This is a genomic window from Endozoicomonas atrinae (assembly GCF_001647025.1).
Taxonomy (GTDB): Bacteria; Pseudomonadota; Gammaproteobacteria; order Pseudomonadales; family Endozoicomonadaceae; genus Endozoicomonas; species Endozoicomonas atrinae.
The window spans coordinates 1-16,708 of sequence record NZ_LUKQ02000122.1 but is presented as its reverse complement, the minus strand read 5'-3'; the positions used below and the strand labels follow the sequence as shown (position 1 = coordinate 16,708).

Genomic DNA, 16,708 nt, shown 5'->3' with positions numbered 1-16,708 from the left:
GTCCTCTCGATTGGTCATGGCGCTGCTCCCTGCTTGATACCAACAGGAAAACAATCGGCCAGAAAAGGGTTAATCGGGAGGTCAAATTAAACTGGTGTTTTGAAGACTTATTACATCGGTGATGACATCCAAGATAAAACTTCAGCATATCCATCCATTTAGGGTCCAGCCGAACTACTTGAACGCGGTTATATTGAGTACTCCGCTTCTCGAAAACGGATACGTTAGCCCCTGACTGAAACTGAGTAAAAGCCAGTGTTAACCCTGTTGGCCCTGCGCCTTCAATGGCAACATTAATATGTGTTTGCGCTTGCTTATTCTGCATTATTAGCCAGTCCAGCTGAGCTAAATCTACTTGTGCTCCTCGTAGCTGCCCCACATCCAGCAGCTTTCGGAACATCTGATGATGTTGTGCGGAATGAGCTCTATTGGTCATACTTTGCGACAACACATCCAAATCCCAGCGACGACCTTGATTCAGCTGAACATCCAGCAATGTCGCACGGCCTTCTGCTATCAACTCCCGATAGGCTTTGCAACGAGCTTCGAGTTCTTTAAAGTCTCTGCTTTGATTCTGATGTTCCTCGGCCAGAGTACTCTGTAATGCCTCATAGTCCTTAAATTCATTTTTGACCCTATCCAGACCAAGGTTTCTCAACTCACCTGGCAATCGATCCATTCTCCGGCGTACAGCAGAAACATCTTCTTCCAGCTGCCTCTCTAACCGTTCCAACTGCCTGACACTTTTTTTACCCAGCAGCAGCCGACTATTTCGAATCAATGCCAGATCATCAGCGGTAACCAACTCTCGAGGATGACCATGAATGGACGGTTCCGCCGATGTGCCATTATTAAGAATCAGGTTGAATACAGTCTGCAAAGCCTGATCACGCTGAGAGCTACGATTACTCTGTATACGTCCCAAAAAGTGTTGATAGTCTTCAGGAGCCAGTACCTCCCGAAGGTTATGTAAAATGGAAAGGGTGATGGCATTTTTCAGGTCAGAAAACCCATCAGCTTGCCGAGTATTTTGAAAGTGTTTTTCCAGCTTGCGGATGGCTTTGTGAGCTTTATGACCTCTCGGCAACAACTCCGGTGACAGAACAGTCAGTTGATAATAGGCCTTCAATACCCCTCTGCTATCTTCCAAGCTCACTTTGGGTAGGCGCAGCAACAATTCTGGGAGCCCTTTTCTAAGGAGCCCTGCAGCCTCGCGAACAATTCTACGTTCTTCCGAGCCTCTCAGTATTGTGTCCTGATTACGAAGTATGGCTTTACGCTCAGATTTTTTAAGAAAAGGCAGCACCCCAGTTTTAACGTCGTATATAATCTGCTTTTTTATACTATTGGGAGCCTCATCGGTCTGGAGCAGTTCCCATACCTGACTACGGAATAGATCAGCCGCTTCACGCTTCTGTCTTCGCTGTTTCCTGCCTTCAGCCGTGAAGTGGTTTAACAAACGTTGAAGAAAAGAGGTTTGAGACGGAACTACCTCTACCTTTCGATGCCAGACAGCGCCCTGATCGCGATCTTTAGCGTGCTTCAATTCCAGGAAAATATTCAGTTCTGCTCTCTTATGATTCCGGTGAATTGCTTCAAGTTCCAAAAGAGTGTTATTCACATAAGCATATTGGTTATTATTAAATAACCCTGCAGATCTGCCTGAATCCATTCCATTATTCCTTGTATCTCAAAGCCTGTCGGGCCTGATCTTAACTAATCTCAGCTATATCGGCTTTTCCTGACACAATTAGAGTAACGGGGTTTGTCACATGTAGAGAAGCTTACTTCTATACACTCGAAGATTGTCACAACTAAATTATTAGTTAACCCATTAACAGTTTTTTTGATGCTCAATCCGACAAAGCAGGAAACTGACTATCCAAATCCGACTGCTCACACAAGTAACACAAGTATTAGTGAATGTTTTACTGCTTCGATGGCCTTATAATGAGAAAGGTTTGACGTTATTCCTATTTCCAGGCTCTGGTCAAATGCATCCTTACTTGATTAACAATGATGACAGAGAGCACATTTTCAAGGCACAAACCTCCATAAGTCAGGACCTGACTCCACCAGGAACCCAACAAAAAAAGCTGACATTACAATTCTGTTACATCAGCCCGGTCTGAAAGGAATCAGTTGATTAATCCTGGGTTAAATCCCGACCTCGCTGGGCAACCCCTGGGTAATCGTCTTCAGGCAAAAACGCCGAGAGCGCAATCAGCTTTTCCCCCAGCGCTTCTTCCGACTCAGCCACCACATTGATGTGACCCATTTTGCGACCAGGCCGCTGGGTTTTGCCATACCAATGACTGGTGACATTGGAAACCATCAATACATCAGAGGGAATAACTGACTGACCAAGAACGTTGATCATGGCACTGGGCCCTATTGCTTCGGTGGTACCAAGGGGCAGACCGGCCACCGCCCTGAGATGGTTTTCGAACTGACTGCAAAGAGTTCCCTGCTGGGTCCAATGCCCAGAGTTATGGACCCGAGGCGCTATCTCATTCACCATCAGCTTGCCATCGACATCAAAAAACTCGATGGCCAGAACCCCGACATAATCCATCTCCGAAGCCAGTTTGCTGAAGGCATCCACCGCCTGACGATGAATATCGGTAGAAACAGCCCTGGCCACCGACAGTGTCAGTACCCCGTTGGTATGCTCATTCTCAGTAACCGGATAGATGGCCATATTGCCAGACTTGTCACGGGCACCAATAACGGAAACTTCTCGGCGAAAGGGAATCATTTGCTCAGCAATGATGGAGTGGGGTGCATCAGCACTGCCAGCTGCCAGAAATGCTGACATTTCCGACCAGATCTGATCCACATTACTGTCCACCTTGATTCGCCACTGTCCCTTGCCATCATAACCGGCCTGGCAGGTTTTAATGACCAGTGGAAGGCCAAGGTTCTCAATAGCGGTTTCCAGATGTGCACGTTCAGTAATCAGCTGATAAGGGGCACAGGGGACACCGGTTTTATCCAGCAGTGCTTTTTCAATGCTTCGGTCCCCCCCTGCTTTTATGGCCTGTTTTCCAGGGTAGAACTTTCCTGATGATGAGCACAAGGTCAGCACATCATCCGGAATATGCTCAAACTCTGCAGTAATAGCATCACATTCAGCAATAGCCTCCGGGAGGCTCTGATCAACGATATGCAGTGTCAAGGGATGCATCAGCTTTTCGGAGCCAACATCATAAGAGATGATATTGATATTCAGCGGTGCCCCCGCAAGGCTCATCATTCGCGCAAGCTGGCCGGCACCTAACACTAAAATATTCATACTGATCTCGTATTACTCAGCAGGGTCTGGGTTGGCTAATACCGTTTCGGTTTGCTCTTTTCTGAACTCATCAATTTTGGCCTGCAGCTCAGGCTGTTGGCAGCCAAGGATCTGGGCAGCCAACAGGCCAGCATTAGCGGCTCCGGCCTCCCCAATAGCCAGAGTTCCAACGGCTACCCCTTTCGGCATTTGACATATAGACAGCAGGGAATCAATACCGTTCAGCGCTTTGGACTTAACAGGCACTCCCAGAACAGGAAGGCTGGTAAATGCGGCAGCCATCCCGGGCAGGTGAGCAGCGCCCCCTGCTCCGGCAATAATCACTTTGAATCCCCGGGCAGCTGCCTGGGAGGCATAGTCTGCCAGCAATTGTGGAGTGCGGTGGGCAGAAACAACCTTTGTTTCGTAGTCGATGCCAAATCTTTCGAGCATTTCAGCTGCATGCTGCATCGTCGGCCAGTCAGACTTGGACCCCATGATAATAGCAACGGTCATAACCACTCCTTTATTCTGAGCGGGCAATAATAGCACATATAACCGGTTTGACTTCAGGGAAAAGCAGGGTTAAACGCCGTCAGTATCTACGAATCACAACGCCTGAGCCATTGCCAGATTAACCGACCGGCAAATGGCTCATCATGAACACTGGTTGATCAGACCTATTGAGTCCCTTTTACCAGCGGGATCCCGTTGGTACCCACTGGAATATACACCGTGGTGTGATTAGGAGACTCAGCCATCTTGAGCTGGGCATTGATGGCTTCATGTTGAAGGTAGTTTGACGTTAACGTTGCGTTGATAATTCTCTGAGCCTCAGCAATACCCTTAGCCTCTTCGACCCGTATCTCTGCATCTTTCCGGGCAATATCTTTCTGGGTTTCTTTCTCAGAGAGCAGTTGCTGAGCAGCGAGCTTTTTCTCAACCGCATTGGCAACGATTTCCGGGTAATTGATATTGCCAACAACAATGTTGGCTATATTGAAAGGCGTTACTGAAAGATAGCCACGCAACTTCTCGGTCACTTCCAGCGCAATATTTTCACGATTGGTTTTCAAATCACCGCTATCGTATTTCTGCACCGCATCGCGAACGAAGGTTCGGAATGTTTCCCGCACATAACGTGCATACCACTTCTCCCCCCCATAATTCTCCACCACATCACGAACAGTACCCGGTTTGATGGCAATAACGGCGTGAAAATCAAACGTAATATTCAGGTCATCATTGGCCAGTATTTTAAAATGTTCGGTATAAGTGTTGGGTCTCATATCAATATTAATGACCTGATTACGCCAGAGAGAAACACCATAGTTACCCGGCCCGGTCAGGGTTGCCCGATAGCCTCCAGCCCCAAACACCCTCGGCTTTTCGTAGACATAGCCCTCGTGGCCTGCAGGCGTATTAGGGTTGGTACATGCTGTGAGCGATAAAACAGAAAGAATCCCTACAACGAGAAGCCCAGTCATACTTCCCAACAGAGAAGACTTCTTTTGAAGCATCATTACATCCTTAGATTCTATTTTAATTATCAGGTCAGCAAAAAGACTGCCCACTGAATCAGGTCGGGCATCAGCACGGAGCCATTTACTCTTCGCTTCTTTTCGTGATGAAAAATCCTAAAAGGATTCCACCGATAAGTAAACCAAGCCCCAACCATAAGCTCATGGGAAGTTCAGTTTCAACATTCCGCCGTATTTCCAGATGAGCACTGCTGACCTCGGCCTGCCGATTCGTCAGCTGAGCCTCCCAATGATAGGTTGACTTCTTAGGTACAGAAAAAACATCGATAGAATGGATACGTCGTTGGGTACGGGATAATTCATTGGCAGGAATATCCTTACTTTCACGACGCAGGGTGAGCGCACCGCTTTGCGAAAGCACCTCATTATTTTGGTCATCCCTGATGTCAACTGTGTAACTGTAGAACCTGACAGCTTCACTTTTCGTACGGCTGATAAATTCTGTATTCAATATTACCCGAACAGGGCTCATATCCGGTGTGAGTTCAACAGAACCCTCGCTCTCACCAATTTTATCCAGGGGAATAGTTTGAGCTACCTCACCCGACTGGATGTACATTGACCCACTGTACACAATCAAAACCAGCCCGATGACCATTATTAGAATTGTTATCCATTTCATAGTGCTGACATTCCCTGTTGTTATACGTTACAGCAATACAGCTCCATTAATAACTCACTATAACAGTTACGTATAAAAAGTAATCAACAGAATTAATTACTCAGTGTTTCAACAATACTGGTATTCATCCATGCTGCCGGAGCAAAGGATTTGGCCAGACTGCTGAGGCTTAATTAAAGCCTTACTAACCTTTACAGATATCATTCTGGGATAGGACAGAAAATAAGAGATGACCATGAGCAACCATCTTCTCAGCCTGATCTCACTGTTGACCATCGTCTGGCTTGCTGGATGTCAGCCCTCCCACAGAATCCATGAAGATAATGTTCCGGCGCTACTGCAAAAAAAAGCTTTCGATTCCAACCTCGCCTATGAACTGGTTGAATCCTTAACCGTTGAGGTAGGCCCAAGGCTCGCGGGCAGTGAGAAGGATCCCATTGCTGTAGAGTGGGCCATCAAAAAGTTAACTTCCCTGAATTTTGACCGTGTATACAAAGAACCTGTACAGGTACCTGTATGGGAACGAGGTGAAGCCAAAGCGTCAATAACATTCCCTTACTCACAGCCTTTGGTGATTACCGCGTTAGGAGGCAGTGTTGGCACCCCTTCTGCAGGTATTACAGCCCACATTGTTCGATTTGACTCGCTGGCATCGCTGGAGAAAGCATCAACCGCAGAGGTGTCAGGTAAAATTGTATTTATTGACCAGCTGACTGAACGCCACAAAACCAGCAAAGGGTATGTGAAAAGTGCCGCCGCCCGTTTGCATGGGGCATCTGTTGCCGCTCAAAAAGGAGCACTTGCAGTTATCAATCGCACCGTTGGTACCAGCCAGAACCGGATTGCCCAGACAGGAATGGTCCAATACCAGGATGGAATCGATAAAATTCCAGCCGTGGCAATCTCCGCACCAGATGCAGAGCTGATCAACGCCATGCTCAGGCGAGGCCATGATGTGGAGATAAAACTTCAACTTTCTTCAAAATCCAGGGGGTTCACCACATCGTTCAATGTCATTGCCGAAGTAACCGGTTCAAGCAAACCTGAAGAACTGGTGTTGATCAGTGCGCATCTGGATTCCTGGGATGAAGGTACGGGAGCCAGCGACGATGGAGCCGGTGTCGCCATTGTCACTGCGGCTGCAAAGCTAATTCAGGATCTGCCGGCCAAACCTGCACGCACTGTCAGGGTGGTGCTCTTCGCAGCGGAAGAGGTGGGATATTTTGGCGCCAGGGCCTATGCTAAAGACCATCAGGAAGAGCTTGATAAACACTATATCGCAGCCGAATCCGACTTTGGTGCCGCTCCTGTTTACCAAATTGATTTTGGAATTAATAACTCTCATTTTGCAGAAATTATTCAACTGGTTCAGCCGATGACAGCCAATGGTGTTGCCATGGGTAATAACAGCTCTACTGGAGGACCCGACGTATCGTTCCTTCATACCAAAGGGGTGCCGGTTGCCTCATTAAGACAGGATGGGACTGATTACTTTGACTACCACCATTCGCCAAATGATACATTAGATAAAATTGACCCGGTGGCACTGCAGCAGAATGTGACAGCCTACGCTCAGTTTGCTTATTTAATGGCACAATCAAAATTTACGTTGCGCCCAATTTCTAATGATTAATCAAACTGATTTAAAAAACACATGACCAATGAACTAGAGGTTTCACTTATGCTTTGCACAGATTTTATCGTAATGAAGAGTCTTTAAAGAGCATCTGCCAAATTACATAACATGAGAATTTCTTTTTGTTAATCATCAATGAATTCAACACAAACAATAAAACAATTATCAAAAGTATTTAAAATCAATATATTCCCTTAAAAATCAAATAATTATATTGCCATCGCAAAATAATAGCACTAAAGTATAATTTTATTCCCATAAATTATTTCATACATTGGCAAAAATTGGTCTGAATAGGAGTACAGGCTATGTTTGGTCGATCTGATGGAATAAGGCATGCACCGGCTCAGCCTCAACGAAAAGTGGGACAAAAAAAACAGTCAAAATTAAGCCGTATACCCAAAGTATTTGGCCGAAATACTAAAAAAGTAAAAGCTACAAATACCCAAAGGCCAGAACGCATAGTAATTAATGGAAAAGATCTTTCCAGCCGTAAAATTGTCTGGCTAGAAAAGGTGAAGCATTATTTAAATATATTTTTTTGCAACGTTCTGCTAAAGCTACACATCTATCGTGATCAGGAAGAGCGGGTAGCTCTTAAAGAGTCCATAGATGTTTCGAAAAATGAATTGAACGAACTTAATAACAAAGAAGCCAGGCAGCAAAACGTTGCAAAAATGAAGGAAGAGCTAGAGGATGGGCAGTACGTAGAGGCCGCGCGAAGGGCTAAAGATGCAGGTAAAGCTGCTTTTGGAGAGGGAAAAAGTCGACTTTGGAAATGGCTCAGGGTTTAAATTGACTCTTGGTTGACTGAAAAGAAAAGTTAATTGCTTTTCAGAAATGCATACGCTTCTTGTCTAATAAAAGCAAAGCTGTCCTGAAACCAGGGCAGCTTTGAATCTTCATTTCTATTTAGCAAACAATCACATGGTACAGACAAACGACCAGGACTCATCACTGCCCGGCTCGCTGGTAGTCCACCATTTGGCCTTGTAGACGCTGCCGTTATGGATCACCTGATCGCCGCCATTGGCATTGCTGCCATTAGGCCAGTTGGGGTAAGTGCTCAGACCGGAAGTATCAACCCCAAGATCACTGCACAGTTCGCTACCGCCACCAGGGCCACTGCTGAGATCCGCCAATGGCAGTTCAGGATATTCTGACTTAAGTGCATAATCCTGGCCATTGATATTGACTGTCCATGCCTGTGGGCCAGTCACTGGCAAGTAGTAGTTAAGCGTTAACTCAACACTTTCGCCATCGCCCAGGTTTTGCCAGCTCGGAAGACTGAAGGCAACCCGGTGGAACTCATTTTCCAGGCCACCAATATTATTGCCACTGGCATTGGCGCCACTTAGCACCACTTCCAGCTTGAAGCCACTCTGGTCTGAAATGAAATCCGACGTTGACGTGGGCATATCAAAGCGGAACTCAGTGCCACCGGGCAATGCTACACCGGACTGGTTGGTGATTTTCAGGGTTGGGTTCAGAGGATAGTTCTGATCGCCTTCCTTGAAGCCATAGACAGCAACATCAACCTCCACAGCCTCTTCCGGCATAACCCTGCTGCTACGACGATCACCGTAGGGTTCTGCATTGACAAATTGCTCATAAGCCAATGAGGTCAGTGTTGTGCCAAACCCGTACTCCCCTTTCTCAGCATCCCAGCCGTAATCACCGGCCAGCTCCCAGAACATGATCCCGCCAATTTCATTATCGATCACGTACTGAACTTTGGTTGCCATGGACTCTTCGTCTTCCATGGATAGGAACACCTGTTTGTCCGTATTCCACAGCCATGGAGCGACGGCAACACTGTCGTAATAACGCTGGTAGCGCCCCGTCAACTGATGATCCGGATTACTCTCAGGGTTCAACCCCCAGTCCCTGAGGTAGCTCGGCACAATGTTCTGCTCAAGGTTTTTGGCATGCCACAGCGGGTTGGAACCAGCCCCCATCTCATTGCCATTTTCATCCTTGTCATGCCAGATATTGTCAATGCCGGTTGCTCCAAAGCCGCACTTGGCACTGCCACCCGTTCCCACCGGACAATCAGCCTGACTGGGGAGAGGACCACGCCCGTTCAAACCATAATTACCACCGGTAACACCTTGCCAGCCACGGGTATAGTAAGGAATACCGATATTGATTCGACCCGCCTGCATGGCACCGCGGAAGTATTTCACCGCCCAGTCAGTATTCAGGTAACCGATTCCACCATACTGCTCTGTGCCATAGACATTAGCTGATGCCAGCTCTGCATCTTCACCGGTGTCAAACAGTGCCGCGTTATGCCCCACATACTCATTCCAGGCACCGTGCAGGTCGTAGGACATGATGTTTACATAGTCCAGGTACTGAGTAATCTGGAAGGTTTCCATGCCTCGAAGCAGGTAGCCTGAGGATGGAGAGGCAATGGTCAGCATGTAATGCTTACCGTCTTCTGCGCCAGCAGCATCCAGCTTTTCTCGAAGCGTTTTCATCAACTCAACATAGGAGTTCATCAGGCTGCCACGCAGAGCATTGGCGATCTGAAAGTCCAACGGGTTTCCGGCATCGTTCATGGATGTCGGGTATTCATAGTCGATATCCGCACCATCAAAGCCGTAGTCCCGCAGGAATTCAACGACAGAATCAGCAAAGGTGTTGATGCCCTGATAGTTGATGCTGCCATCCGTATTGGTCGTCATGGTATAGAAGCCACCACTGTCGACACGGTCACCATTGTCGTCAAAGTAGCCACCGGTTTCCGCCCAGCCGCCAACCGAGATCAGGGTTTTCACATCCGGGTATTGCTGCTTGTATTTGTTCAGCAGATTAAAATGCCCCTGGTATGGATAGTCAGGAGACATCTCCGCACCTTCAACCCCAGGCCACAACATGCCGGTTGCAGGATTTTCAGGGTTGTCTGGATTACCGATAGAGATGCGGTTTTCACTGTTTACATGAGCAAAGGCGTAATTGATATGAGTCAGTTTATCCCAGGGGATATCGTCTACGAGATAAGCTGGCTGGCCATTGGCGCCGTTCCGCCATGCAGTAAAGTAACCAATGATACGGCGGGGATGATCATCCCCCATTTTTTCCCTTCCCTGTTCATCGTATACCGTACAGTAGGGTGTGCTGACACCCGGTGTCTGATAGAGACCATCAGGACGGCAACTGCTGTCACCCGGTGGGGGAGGAACCACTTCACCAACATTGACTACGACGGTTTTTGAGGTGCTGGAGCCATTGTCGTTATCAGTAGCTACCGCTTTGATTTGCTGACGCCCTTCGGCAGCGACCCACTCCAGTGAGTAGGGTTCGGTACTGTCTTCTCCCAGAAGAACACTGTTGGCATAAAACGACACTTTACTGATAGTACCATCACGGTCACTAGCATCAGCGGTCAAAAACACCTTATCTCCCGGCTGGTATTCGGAACCATCAATCGGAGACGTCAGACTGACCTGTGGCAACTGGTTCTGAACTTCCGCCAAAACCTCAATAACCGATGCCAAAGAGCTGCTGCTGGTGCCCTGGTCATCAATAGCCCTGGCAGAAATCGAATGAGACCCTACAACTGAACGCCAACTGAGTGAGTAAGGTGCTGTGGTATCCGATCCAGCAAGAGCATTATTGACATAGAACTCAACTTTATTGATGGAACCATCTTCGTCAGATGCATCCGCACGCAACAATACAGAGTCTCCCTCAGAATACACAGCGCCACTCACTGGCGAAGTCAGGCTGACCTGCGGTGGCATGTTTTCTTCCGGCGGTGGCTCCGTCCCGTTACAGCTGCCCAGTAAAGTCCATTCCTGATAAGCCGATGAAAACTGTTCGGGATTATTTCCCTGTGTCCACCAGTTTGCCTGATAGGCTTTATTATTATGTTGAATCCTGTCACCGCCATTATAAGCGACAGTTGACTCCCATGAGCCAAGTGGTGAACAGTCATAAGCCAATGCCGAGACTGAGGTCACCATGGCTAAGCTGCTCAGCGCAAACAGGCTGGATAGTCTAAACATGAATAGTTCCCAAAGAATGTAATAATTCGCTTCACTACAATGAAACCGCTTTCAGAAACCGGTTACATTGTTTACATTCTCAGAAGTCAGCCTTACAGGCAATACAGCAAAGTGTGAAGTCGATTACGAAACCAGGTAAATATCAGAAGTCTGCCATGAAAATGCCTTTTCAGCCTGGAGACCAGGTAACCACTCATTTCTATCCGGTTCAGAAAAACCGGCCCAGGACAGTCATCCGCTGCTACCGGTCCATTGACTGCCCATCTGGCTGGCTGGTTGATACAAAAGACGACAGTGGAAAAATGCTGAAAGCACTGGATGCCAAGTGGTATACGCCGGTTGAACTGACTTGAAACCAGCGAACACTGTTCCCAGATGAGCCGTCTCAAACACAGGAGTCTAAGGCCGTGACCAGCTTGCATTCCAAAATACACTGGATCGAGTTACATCAAAGGCTCCCTTGAGTGGGTTGAATCAGGACTGTTTTTCGAGGGAATTGCCATGGACTACAGCTATGGCAATAAAGGAAAGTTAATTCCCGTCATTGCACTGGGAGAGCTACTTTTAGAGCATTCGAAAGAACAAGTCATTCTCAGAGACAGATGGTCTCTGTTCGAACGGTTAAGATCACCCAGTAACACCTCAATTCCTGCGCCTGATTTCAGTAAGCCAATAGGAAAGCCATGTACATGGTTAACAGGAAAAGCCAACAGGAAATGATTTATTTTGATAAGAAAAACAGAATCTGGTAGTCGGTACTGGAGTTGAACCAGCGACCCCAACCATGTCAATGAGTTGGGTTCTGTTCTCATAAAACCATGACTCATGGTTTTGCAGGGAATTTCAATTTTTCTTGCTGATTATTTTTTATCCAGCCAGTATCTTTATGTCCTCAATAAAGTCCCGCTTATGTCCCGCCTTCCGGTTTAAAATCACTCTGATTTTGATAAGAATATATCGTCATAAATGACAAAAACACACTGGATCATACGCGAAGATTGGGTCAGATTATTGCCCTTGCATTTCTCCAAAATAAAGGTGCAATTCATATAATCAGTGCACTTTCCGCTACTAATGATGTGGTATTGGGCCAAATTAAAACCGATCTTAAAAGCAATGAGAGAAGGTGAGTGCCGAGTTAGAAGAGACAATGCTCCCGAAATATTCGCTGGTATCAAACACATTGCAGTCAATTTGTTGGACAATACAAAAACGTTTAAGGCAAGCATTAAACGGAAGCAAAAGAAAGCCGCGATGAGTACCCGCTACCTCTCTGAGGTGCTTGCAGGCTGCGGGGCTTCATAATCTTGCAGTGGACCATATATGACCCCAGTTTTTCCTGTTTTTCTTTCCAATTAATACCCTCTCTATCATTTGTACTATTGTACTTAACGAGGTGTCTGGAGTTATTGGATCACTTCAACATTAGCCCTGTGCAACCAAACAGTCATTAGTGGGTCTACTGTATGAACTGACAGTTATCAGGAAATATTCTATGACGAGTCCATTAAATTCAGTAGGAACCACCTTGAACCAGACGGAGTCTCAGCAGGAATGCTACGCTGCATCAATCAGGAGAGGACAGGCATCAAGGGCCTTTCAGAGAAAGGCGGATATTGTGGACATTCAGCAGCAATACTCATATCAGCAAGGCGATACGCATGCGGAGGCCAGCAACGGAAAGATGCGGCCGGACGCAAGCCTGACACAAAGATCGTCCCAGGCAACTCCCGAATTCTCAAAGCCTCAAGCGGCAACAAAAGCCTTAAGTCCAACAGAACAAATTATTGAGGAACTGAAAAAATGCTACGTTGATGCTCAAGTTTTAACGCTCTTTGAAGCACATTTTTACGAAAGCTTTCCTGAAAGACTTAAATCTATTTACCTGGACTGCAAAAAAGATTTTCTCACATGCTTCAAATTTCTTGACAAGGAAAGTATGTCCGATGCCGATGAGGAACAACTATCCAAACTTCTGACTTCACGCTTAACCGAAATGACGACAGAACTCATCAGGCTATCAAAAGAAATAAAGCTTGAAGAAACTGAATGGTTTGTTCCCACCGTTTTGATACTTGATGAACTCAAAATTTTATTGTGTGCCCGTGACAATAAGCAGTATATACGTCCAATGTATCAGCTGGCCTGCGCCGTTTTCGATGATAATACATTACCGATTGACAGGCGGCTGGATTTATTAACGTTTATGCAGGAGCACCATGAAGAGCTCGATTTCACTGCCAATGAAGATCGAGTATTTGAGTCCTTTATTAAATCATTACTCGAGAAGCATCAGCCAAACCTTGATACGGCTTTAGCTACAGGTATAGAAGCCATTCATATTCATGAACCACAATCTGACGCCCCCCCTTCCCTCCCGGCAAAGCAGGAAAAAATCTCCGCTAATTCTGAGAAACCTCCAAAAGCCGAGATGCAAATGACACAGAGCGCATCGGTTACCTATCACCCTCACAAAACAACAGCCGCTCCTGAAAATACAGTGGAATCTTCGCGGGAGCAAATGACTCCCTCACAGGATTCAGCCCCCTCACACAAAAAGCACAGAAAGCACAAAAAAAAGAAGCAAACACCACAAAGAGATGAAATTGATGTCGCACTCAGCCAATTACCGCCAGCCAGTAAAGCCGTTGTTTCTACACAACCCGTTGCAAAAACACCTGAAGTGAGCCATGGACGATTTGAAACTTATTTGAAAATAGGTAACCCAGGCAAAGCGATAAACCAGCTAACGGCTGACAATATCAATAAGCCCGTTTCTGGCGCTGGTTTTCCACCGATTTTTTATCTTCTTGAAAAAGGTTTATTACTTGAAACTCGATATATCATAAAAATGGTTAATAAAGGCTGCAATCTTAATGAAGTTTTCCCACTACTTATTCAGGGGCATACAGTAAAGACCAGCCCTTTACTGTATGCGATCTACAAGTATGACACTGCCGTCAACGACACTCTATCAGAGGAAGAACAATGTGAACAAGCAAGAATCACCTTAGGAAACTTCAGACACATTATTGAGGCAGGTGCGGACGTCAATATGACGGCAGAATTCCTTAGAAAGGATATGTTCGAAGAATACACGCCTCATCTGACAGTGAAGCTTTCCCCTCTTCAGCTGGCCTTCATAATACCATCGCGTCTCGTGATCGAGCATTTGCTGACAAAAGGAGCAAATCCGGATACCCCACTGGAAGCCGGAGACCTGACATGCGATCTGGCTCATGTTGCCTGTATGAAAATAGTGCCAGACACCGTTCAAATGTTAGATCATCTCTATAAATCCAGTAAATTTAAGACAACACCAAACACCGTAACCAGTGATGGTTCAACGGTTATGCATCTTTTAGCAAAATCAGCTGTCTTGAAAGTGAAAAATCTGGAAACTACACAGGCTAAACAGGGTAAAAAACAGGTATACAAACTTCAGCAAAGTGCCATCACCGACCTGGAGCAACTTGAGCTAAAACAGCTGTCAGAAAGTTTACAGAAACACGGCACGGACTTTGAGAGACGAAACAACCACCAGCAAACAGCTCTGGAAGTCTTCAGAACACAGGTAGAACAGGAGATATCGGACGAACGGCTTAAACAGGATATGAAAAAACTTGAGGTGTTTTTTACCCAACAGAATACGGCAGTTGTTTCTACGCCCCCCGTTTTAGGTCCATCAGAGAAAAGCCACGGCGACTTTCTAACACATCTCCAAGTAGGCTGGATAAATAAAGCGATAGCACAGCTTAAACCAGAAAACATCAATGAACCCGTAACCGACGAGGGGTTACCACCGCTGTTTCTTATTTTTAACCACAAAGTATCACTCACCCTCAAACACATCACAGGCATGATCGAAAAAGGCTGCGATATTAACATCACCCCCGATGTCTCTATTAATGGCGTGACAGTAAGGGCCAGTATTGTTCTGTATGCGATCTACAGGATAGCGGTTATACATTCCAGCACGTTACCTCCGGAAGAAAAAGGTGAACTGGAAGAGGTCATACTTAACAATTTAAGCCTTCTTATCGAGGCTGGGGCGGACGTCAATATGCCCTCAGAGTTCCTTACTGAAGACATATTCAGGGAATTCATCACTGAGCCTGTCATGATTTACAGGCCTGTTCAGTTGGCCGTAGCAAAACAACAAGATGAGGTGATCGAATTCCTGCTGGAACGGGGAGCTAACCCACATGAACCACTGCATCCTGGCTACCCGGAATATTATCCAGTGCATATTGCCTGTATGAAGGTATCCAACAATGCCCCTGATACATTAGAGGCTCTGTTTTCTCCCAGTGAAGTTCAAGTAAACCCAAATGCGCTGACTAATGATGGCTCAACTCCCTTGCATTCGTTAGCGAAAGCAGCCGTCATGAGAGTGACAAAACTCGAAACAACCTATGCTAATCGATTTACTGAAGAGCAGATACGCAACATCCAGATAAATCACATCGGTGTCATAGAAGCAGTTGATCTACGTATGATGTCTGAAATACTGCAAAAATACGGCACGAAATTTAATCAGAAAAACAATCACCAGCAAATGGCTCTGGAACATTTCAGAATGCAGGTAGAACAGAAAGTACCAGACCCACAGGTTAGAGAGGATATGAAAAGGCTTGAGGTCTTTTTCACCCAGCAGGACCCCAAGGACCGACCCGAATCAGGCCTGGCATCTGCTCAGACAGGACAAAAGGCCTGATCCTGCTTTCCTTCATAGAACTGAAAAACGGAAAAAACGGGGGCATTCTTTTTAGAGAGCCATTAGTCGTGTAAATTTCAGTTTAAAAACTGACACAGGTGTTTCTGACGTCCATATTTCTCTCGATAAATGGGGCGCAGAAACTATGTTACGTTTGGCTGGTTGGTGCTCAGCTTTATATCCCAATACTTATATGTGTTCGATTTATGAAAAGCGGCCTTTGATTTATCGAGAATTCGAAATGAATTATTATGAATTTAATAGTGAAAAGGTCGAATATATGGCAATTTCGCGTTAATTATACAAACCGGGATCCGATTTTGAATCTTGCACCAATATAAACTGAAAGGCCTGCTCTTCATCTTTGAAGCTTCATGGTAATTCCATTCGCGTGCAATTTTACCTGACAGCAAGACACTACTGTCGCCTTATTTTAGGCTACCACTGGGCAAACTTTATCAATAGATAACCAGAAATAGCCAATTTGGATACTATTGATGAGAGAAATAACTATAGAATTTGGTAGTCGGTACTGGACTTGAACCAGCGACCCCCACCATGTCAAGGTGGTGCTCTACCAACTGAGCTAACCGACTATATTCGATATGCCCCTGAACAGGAACACAGTGTAAAACTGGTAGTCGGTACTGGACTTGAACCAGCGACCCCCACCATGTCAAGGTGGTGCTCTACCAACTGAGCTAACCGACTGAAGTGGTGCGTATATTATCAATGCAGCTAAAAAATGCAACACTCCAATCGGCTTAATTCTAACAGGTGTCATCACCGGCGTAAAAAGTCCTCAAAACACCAGTCCAAAATGACCTGTCGTTAAGTATAGCTTTTTGGGGTGGTCTGCAAGTCTGATAGTTCCAGAAAGTTAAATATTTTACTAAGCTGACTCT

At 46.1% G+C, this 16,708-nt stretch carries 11 protein-coding genes and 2 tRNA genes; 5 read left to right on the top strand and 8 right to left on the bottom strand.

The window, feature by feature from the left end:
- From AK963_RS16420 to AK963_RS16400, 5 genes are all read right to left on the bottom strand, one after another.
- The coding region (locus AK963_RS16420) for a hypothetical protein (protein ID WP_139117455.1) at window positions 1-1,672 on the bottom strand (1,672 nt) is incomplete at its 3' end.
- A 474-nt stretch (window positions 1,673-2,146) separates the two neighbouring features.
- A complete protein-coding gene (locus AK963_RS16415; protein WP_066016526.1) occupies window positions 2,147-3,295 on the bottom strand; it encodes a 5-(carboxyamino)imidazole ribonucleotide synthase in 1,149 nt (382 codons plus the stop codon).
- Between the two features lie 12 nt (window positions 3,296-3,307).
- A complete protein-coding gene (purE, locus tag AK963_RS16410; protein ID WP_066016525.1) occupies window positions 3,308-3,790 on the bottom strand; it encodes a 5-(carboxyamino)imidazole ribonucleotide mutase in 483 nt (160 codons plus the stop codon).
- A 164-nt stretch (window positions 3,791-3,954) separates the two neighbouring features.
- A complete protein-coding gene (locus AK963_RS16405) occupies window positions 3,955-4,797 on the bottom strand; it encodes an SPFH domain-containing protein (protein WP_202969799.1) in 843 nt (280 codons plus the stop codon).
- Between the two features lie 82 nt (window positions 4,798-4,879).
- Entirely contained in the window at window positions 4,880-5,437 is a 558-nt protein-coding gene (locus tag AK963_RS16400; RefSeq protein ID WP_139117454.1) for a hypothetical protein, read from the bottom strand.
- A 235-nt stretch (window positions 5,438-5,672) separates the two neighbouring features.
- Here AK963_RS16400 and AK963_RS16395 point away from each other — a divergent pair, with 235 nt between their 5' ends.
- A complete protein-coding gene (locus AK963_RS16395) occupies window positions 5,673-7,070 on the top strand; it encodes a M20/M25/M40 family metallo-hydrolase (RefSeq protein ID WP_066016527.1) in 1,398 nt (465 codons plus the stop codon).
- Between the two features lie 311 nt (window positions 7,071-7,381).
- Window positions 7,382-7,867 (top strand): hypothetical protein, encoded by a 486-nt coding sequence (locus AK963_RS16390; RefSeq protein WP_066016522.1) that lies wholly within the window; start codon window positions 7,382-7,384, stop codon window positions 7,865-7,867.
- 129 nt (window positions 7,868-7,996) lie between these two features.
- On the opposite strand, the gene AK963_RS16385 is transcribed toward AK963_RS16390, so the two are convergent.
- Complete coding sequence (locus AK963_RS16385) at window positions 7,997-11,086, bottom strand: chitinase C-terminal domain-containing protein (protein ID WP_066016521.1); 3,090 nt, start codon at window positions 11,084-11,086, stop codon at window positions 7,997-7,999.
- 155 nt (window positions 11,087-11,241) lie between these two features.
- Here AK963_RS16385 and AK963_RS16380 point away from each other — a divergent pair, with 155 nt between their 5' ends.
- The 3 genes from AK963_RS16380 (at window position 11,242) to AK963_RS35450 (ending at window position 16,101) form a co-directional block, all read left to right on the top strand.
- Window positions 11,242-11,439: a hypothetical protein gene (locus AK963_RS16380; RefSeq protein WP_066016520.1), complete on the top strand. Its 198-nt coding sequence runs from the start codon at window positions 11,242-11,244 to the stop codon at window positions 11,437-11,439.
- A 1,142-nt stretch (window positions 11,440-12,581) separates the two neighbouring features.
- On the top strand, window positions 12,582-15,803 hold the full coding sequence (locus AK963_RS16370) for an ankyrin repeat domain-containing protein (protein WP_066016518.1): 3,222 nt from the start codon (window positions 12,582-12,584) through the stop codon (window positions 15,801-15,803).
- Window positions 15,804-15,864: 61 nt separating this feature from the next.
- A complete protein-coding gene (locus AK963_RS35450) occupies window positions 15,865-16,101 on the top strand; it encodes a YkgJ family cysteine cluster protein (protein WP_139117456.1) in 237 nt (78 codons plus the stop codon).
- A gap of 222 nt (window positions 16,102-16,323) precedes the next feature.
- On the opposite strand, the gene AK963_RS16365 is transcribed toward AK963_RS35450, so the two are convergent.
- Window positions 16,324-16,399, bottom strand: a tRNA-Val gene (locus AK963_RS16365).
- Between the two features lie 39 nt (window positions 16,400-16,438).
- Window positions 16,439-16,514 (bottom strand) — tRNA-Val (locus AK963_RS16360).
- Window positions 16,515-16,708 lie beyond the last annotated feature (194 nt).

What these genes read in the sequence shown, in the direction of transcription:
- AK963_RS16415 (WP_066016526.1), bottom strand. Translation starts at nt 3,295, where the DNA reads ATGAATATTTTAGTGTTAGGTGCCGGCCAGCTTGCGCGAATGATGAGC.
- purE (WP_066016525.1), bottom strand. Translation starts at nt 3,790, where the DNA reads ATGACCGTTGCTATTATCATGGGGTCCAAGTCTGACTGGCCGACGATG.
- AK963_RS16405 (WP_202969799.1), bottom strand. Translation starts at nt 4,797, where the DNA reads ATGATGCTTCAAAAGAAGTCTTCTCTGTTGGGAAGTATGACTGGGCTT.
- AK963_RS16400 (WP_139117454.1), bottom strand. Translation starts at nt 5,437, where the DNA reads ATGAAATGGATAACAATTCTAATAATGGTCATCGGGCTGGTTTTGATT.
- AK963_RS16395 (WP_066016527.1), top strand. Translation starts at nt 5,673, where the DNA reads ATGAGCAACCATCTTCTCAGCCTGATCTCACTGTTGACCATCGTCTGG.
- AK963_RS16390 (WP_066016522.1), top strand. Translation starts at nt 7,382, where the DNA reads ATGTTTGGTCGATCTGATGGAATAAGGCATGCACCGGCTCAGCCTCAA.
- AK963_RS16385 (WP_066016521.1), bottom strand. Translation starts at nt 11,086, where the DNA reads ATGTTTAGACTATCCAGCCTGTTTGCGCTGAGCAGCTTAGCCATGGTG.
- AK963_RS16380 (WP_066016520.1), top strand. Translation starts at nt 11,242, where the DNA reads ATGAAAATGCCTTTTCAGCCTGGAGACCAGGTAACCACTCATTTCTAT.
- AK963_RS16370 (WP_066016518.1), top strand. Translation starts at nt 12,582, where the DNA reads ATGACGAGTCCATTAAATTCAGTAGGAACCACCTTGAACCAGACGGAG.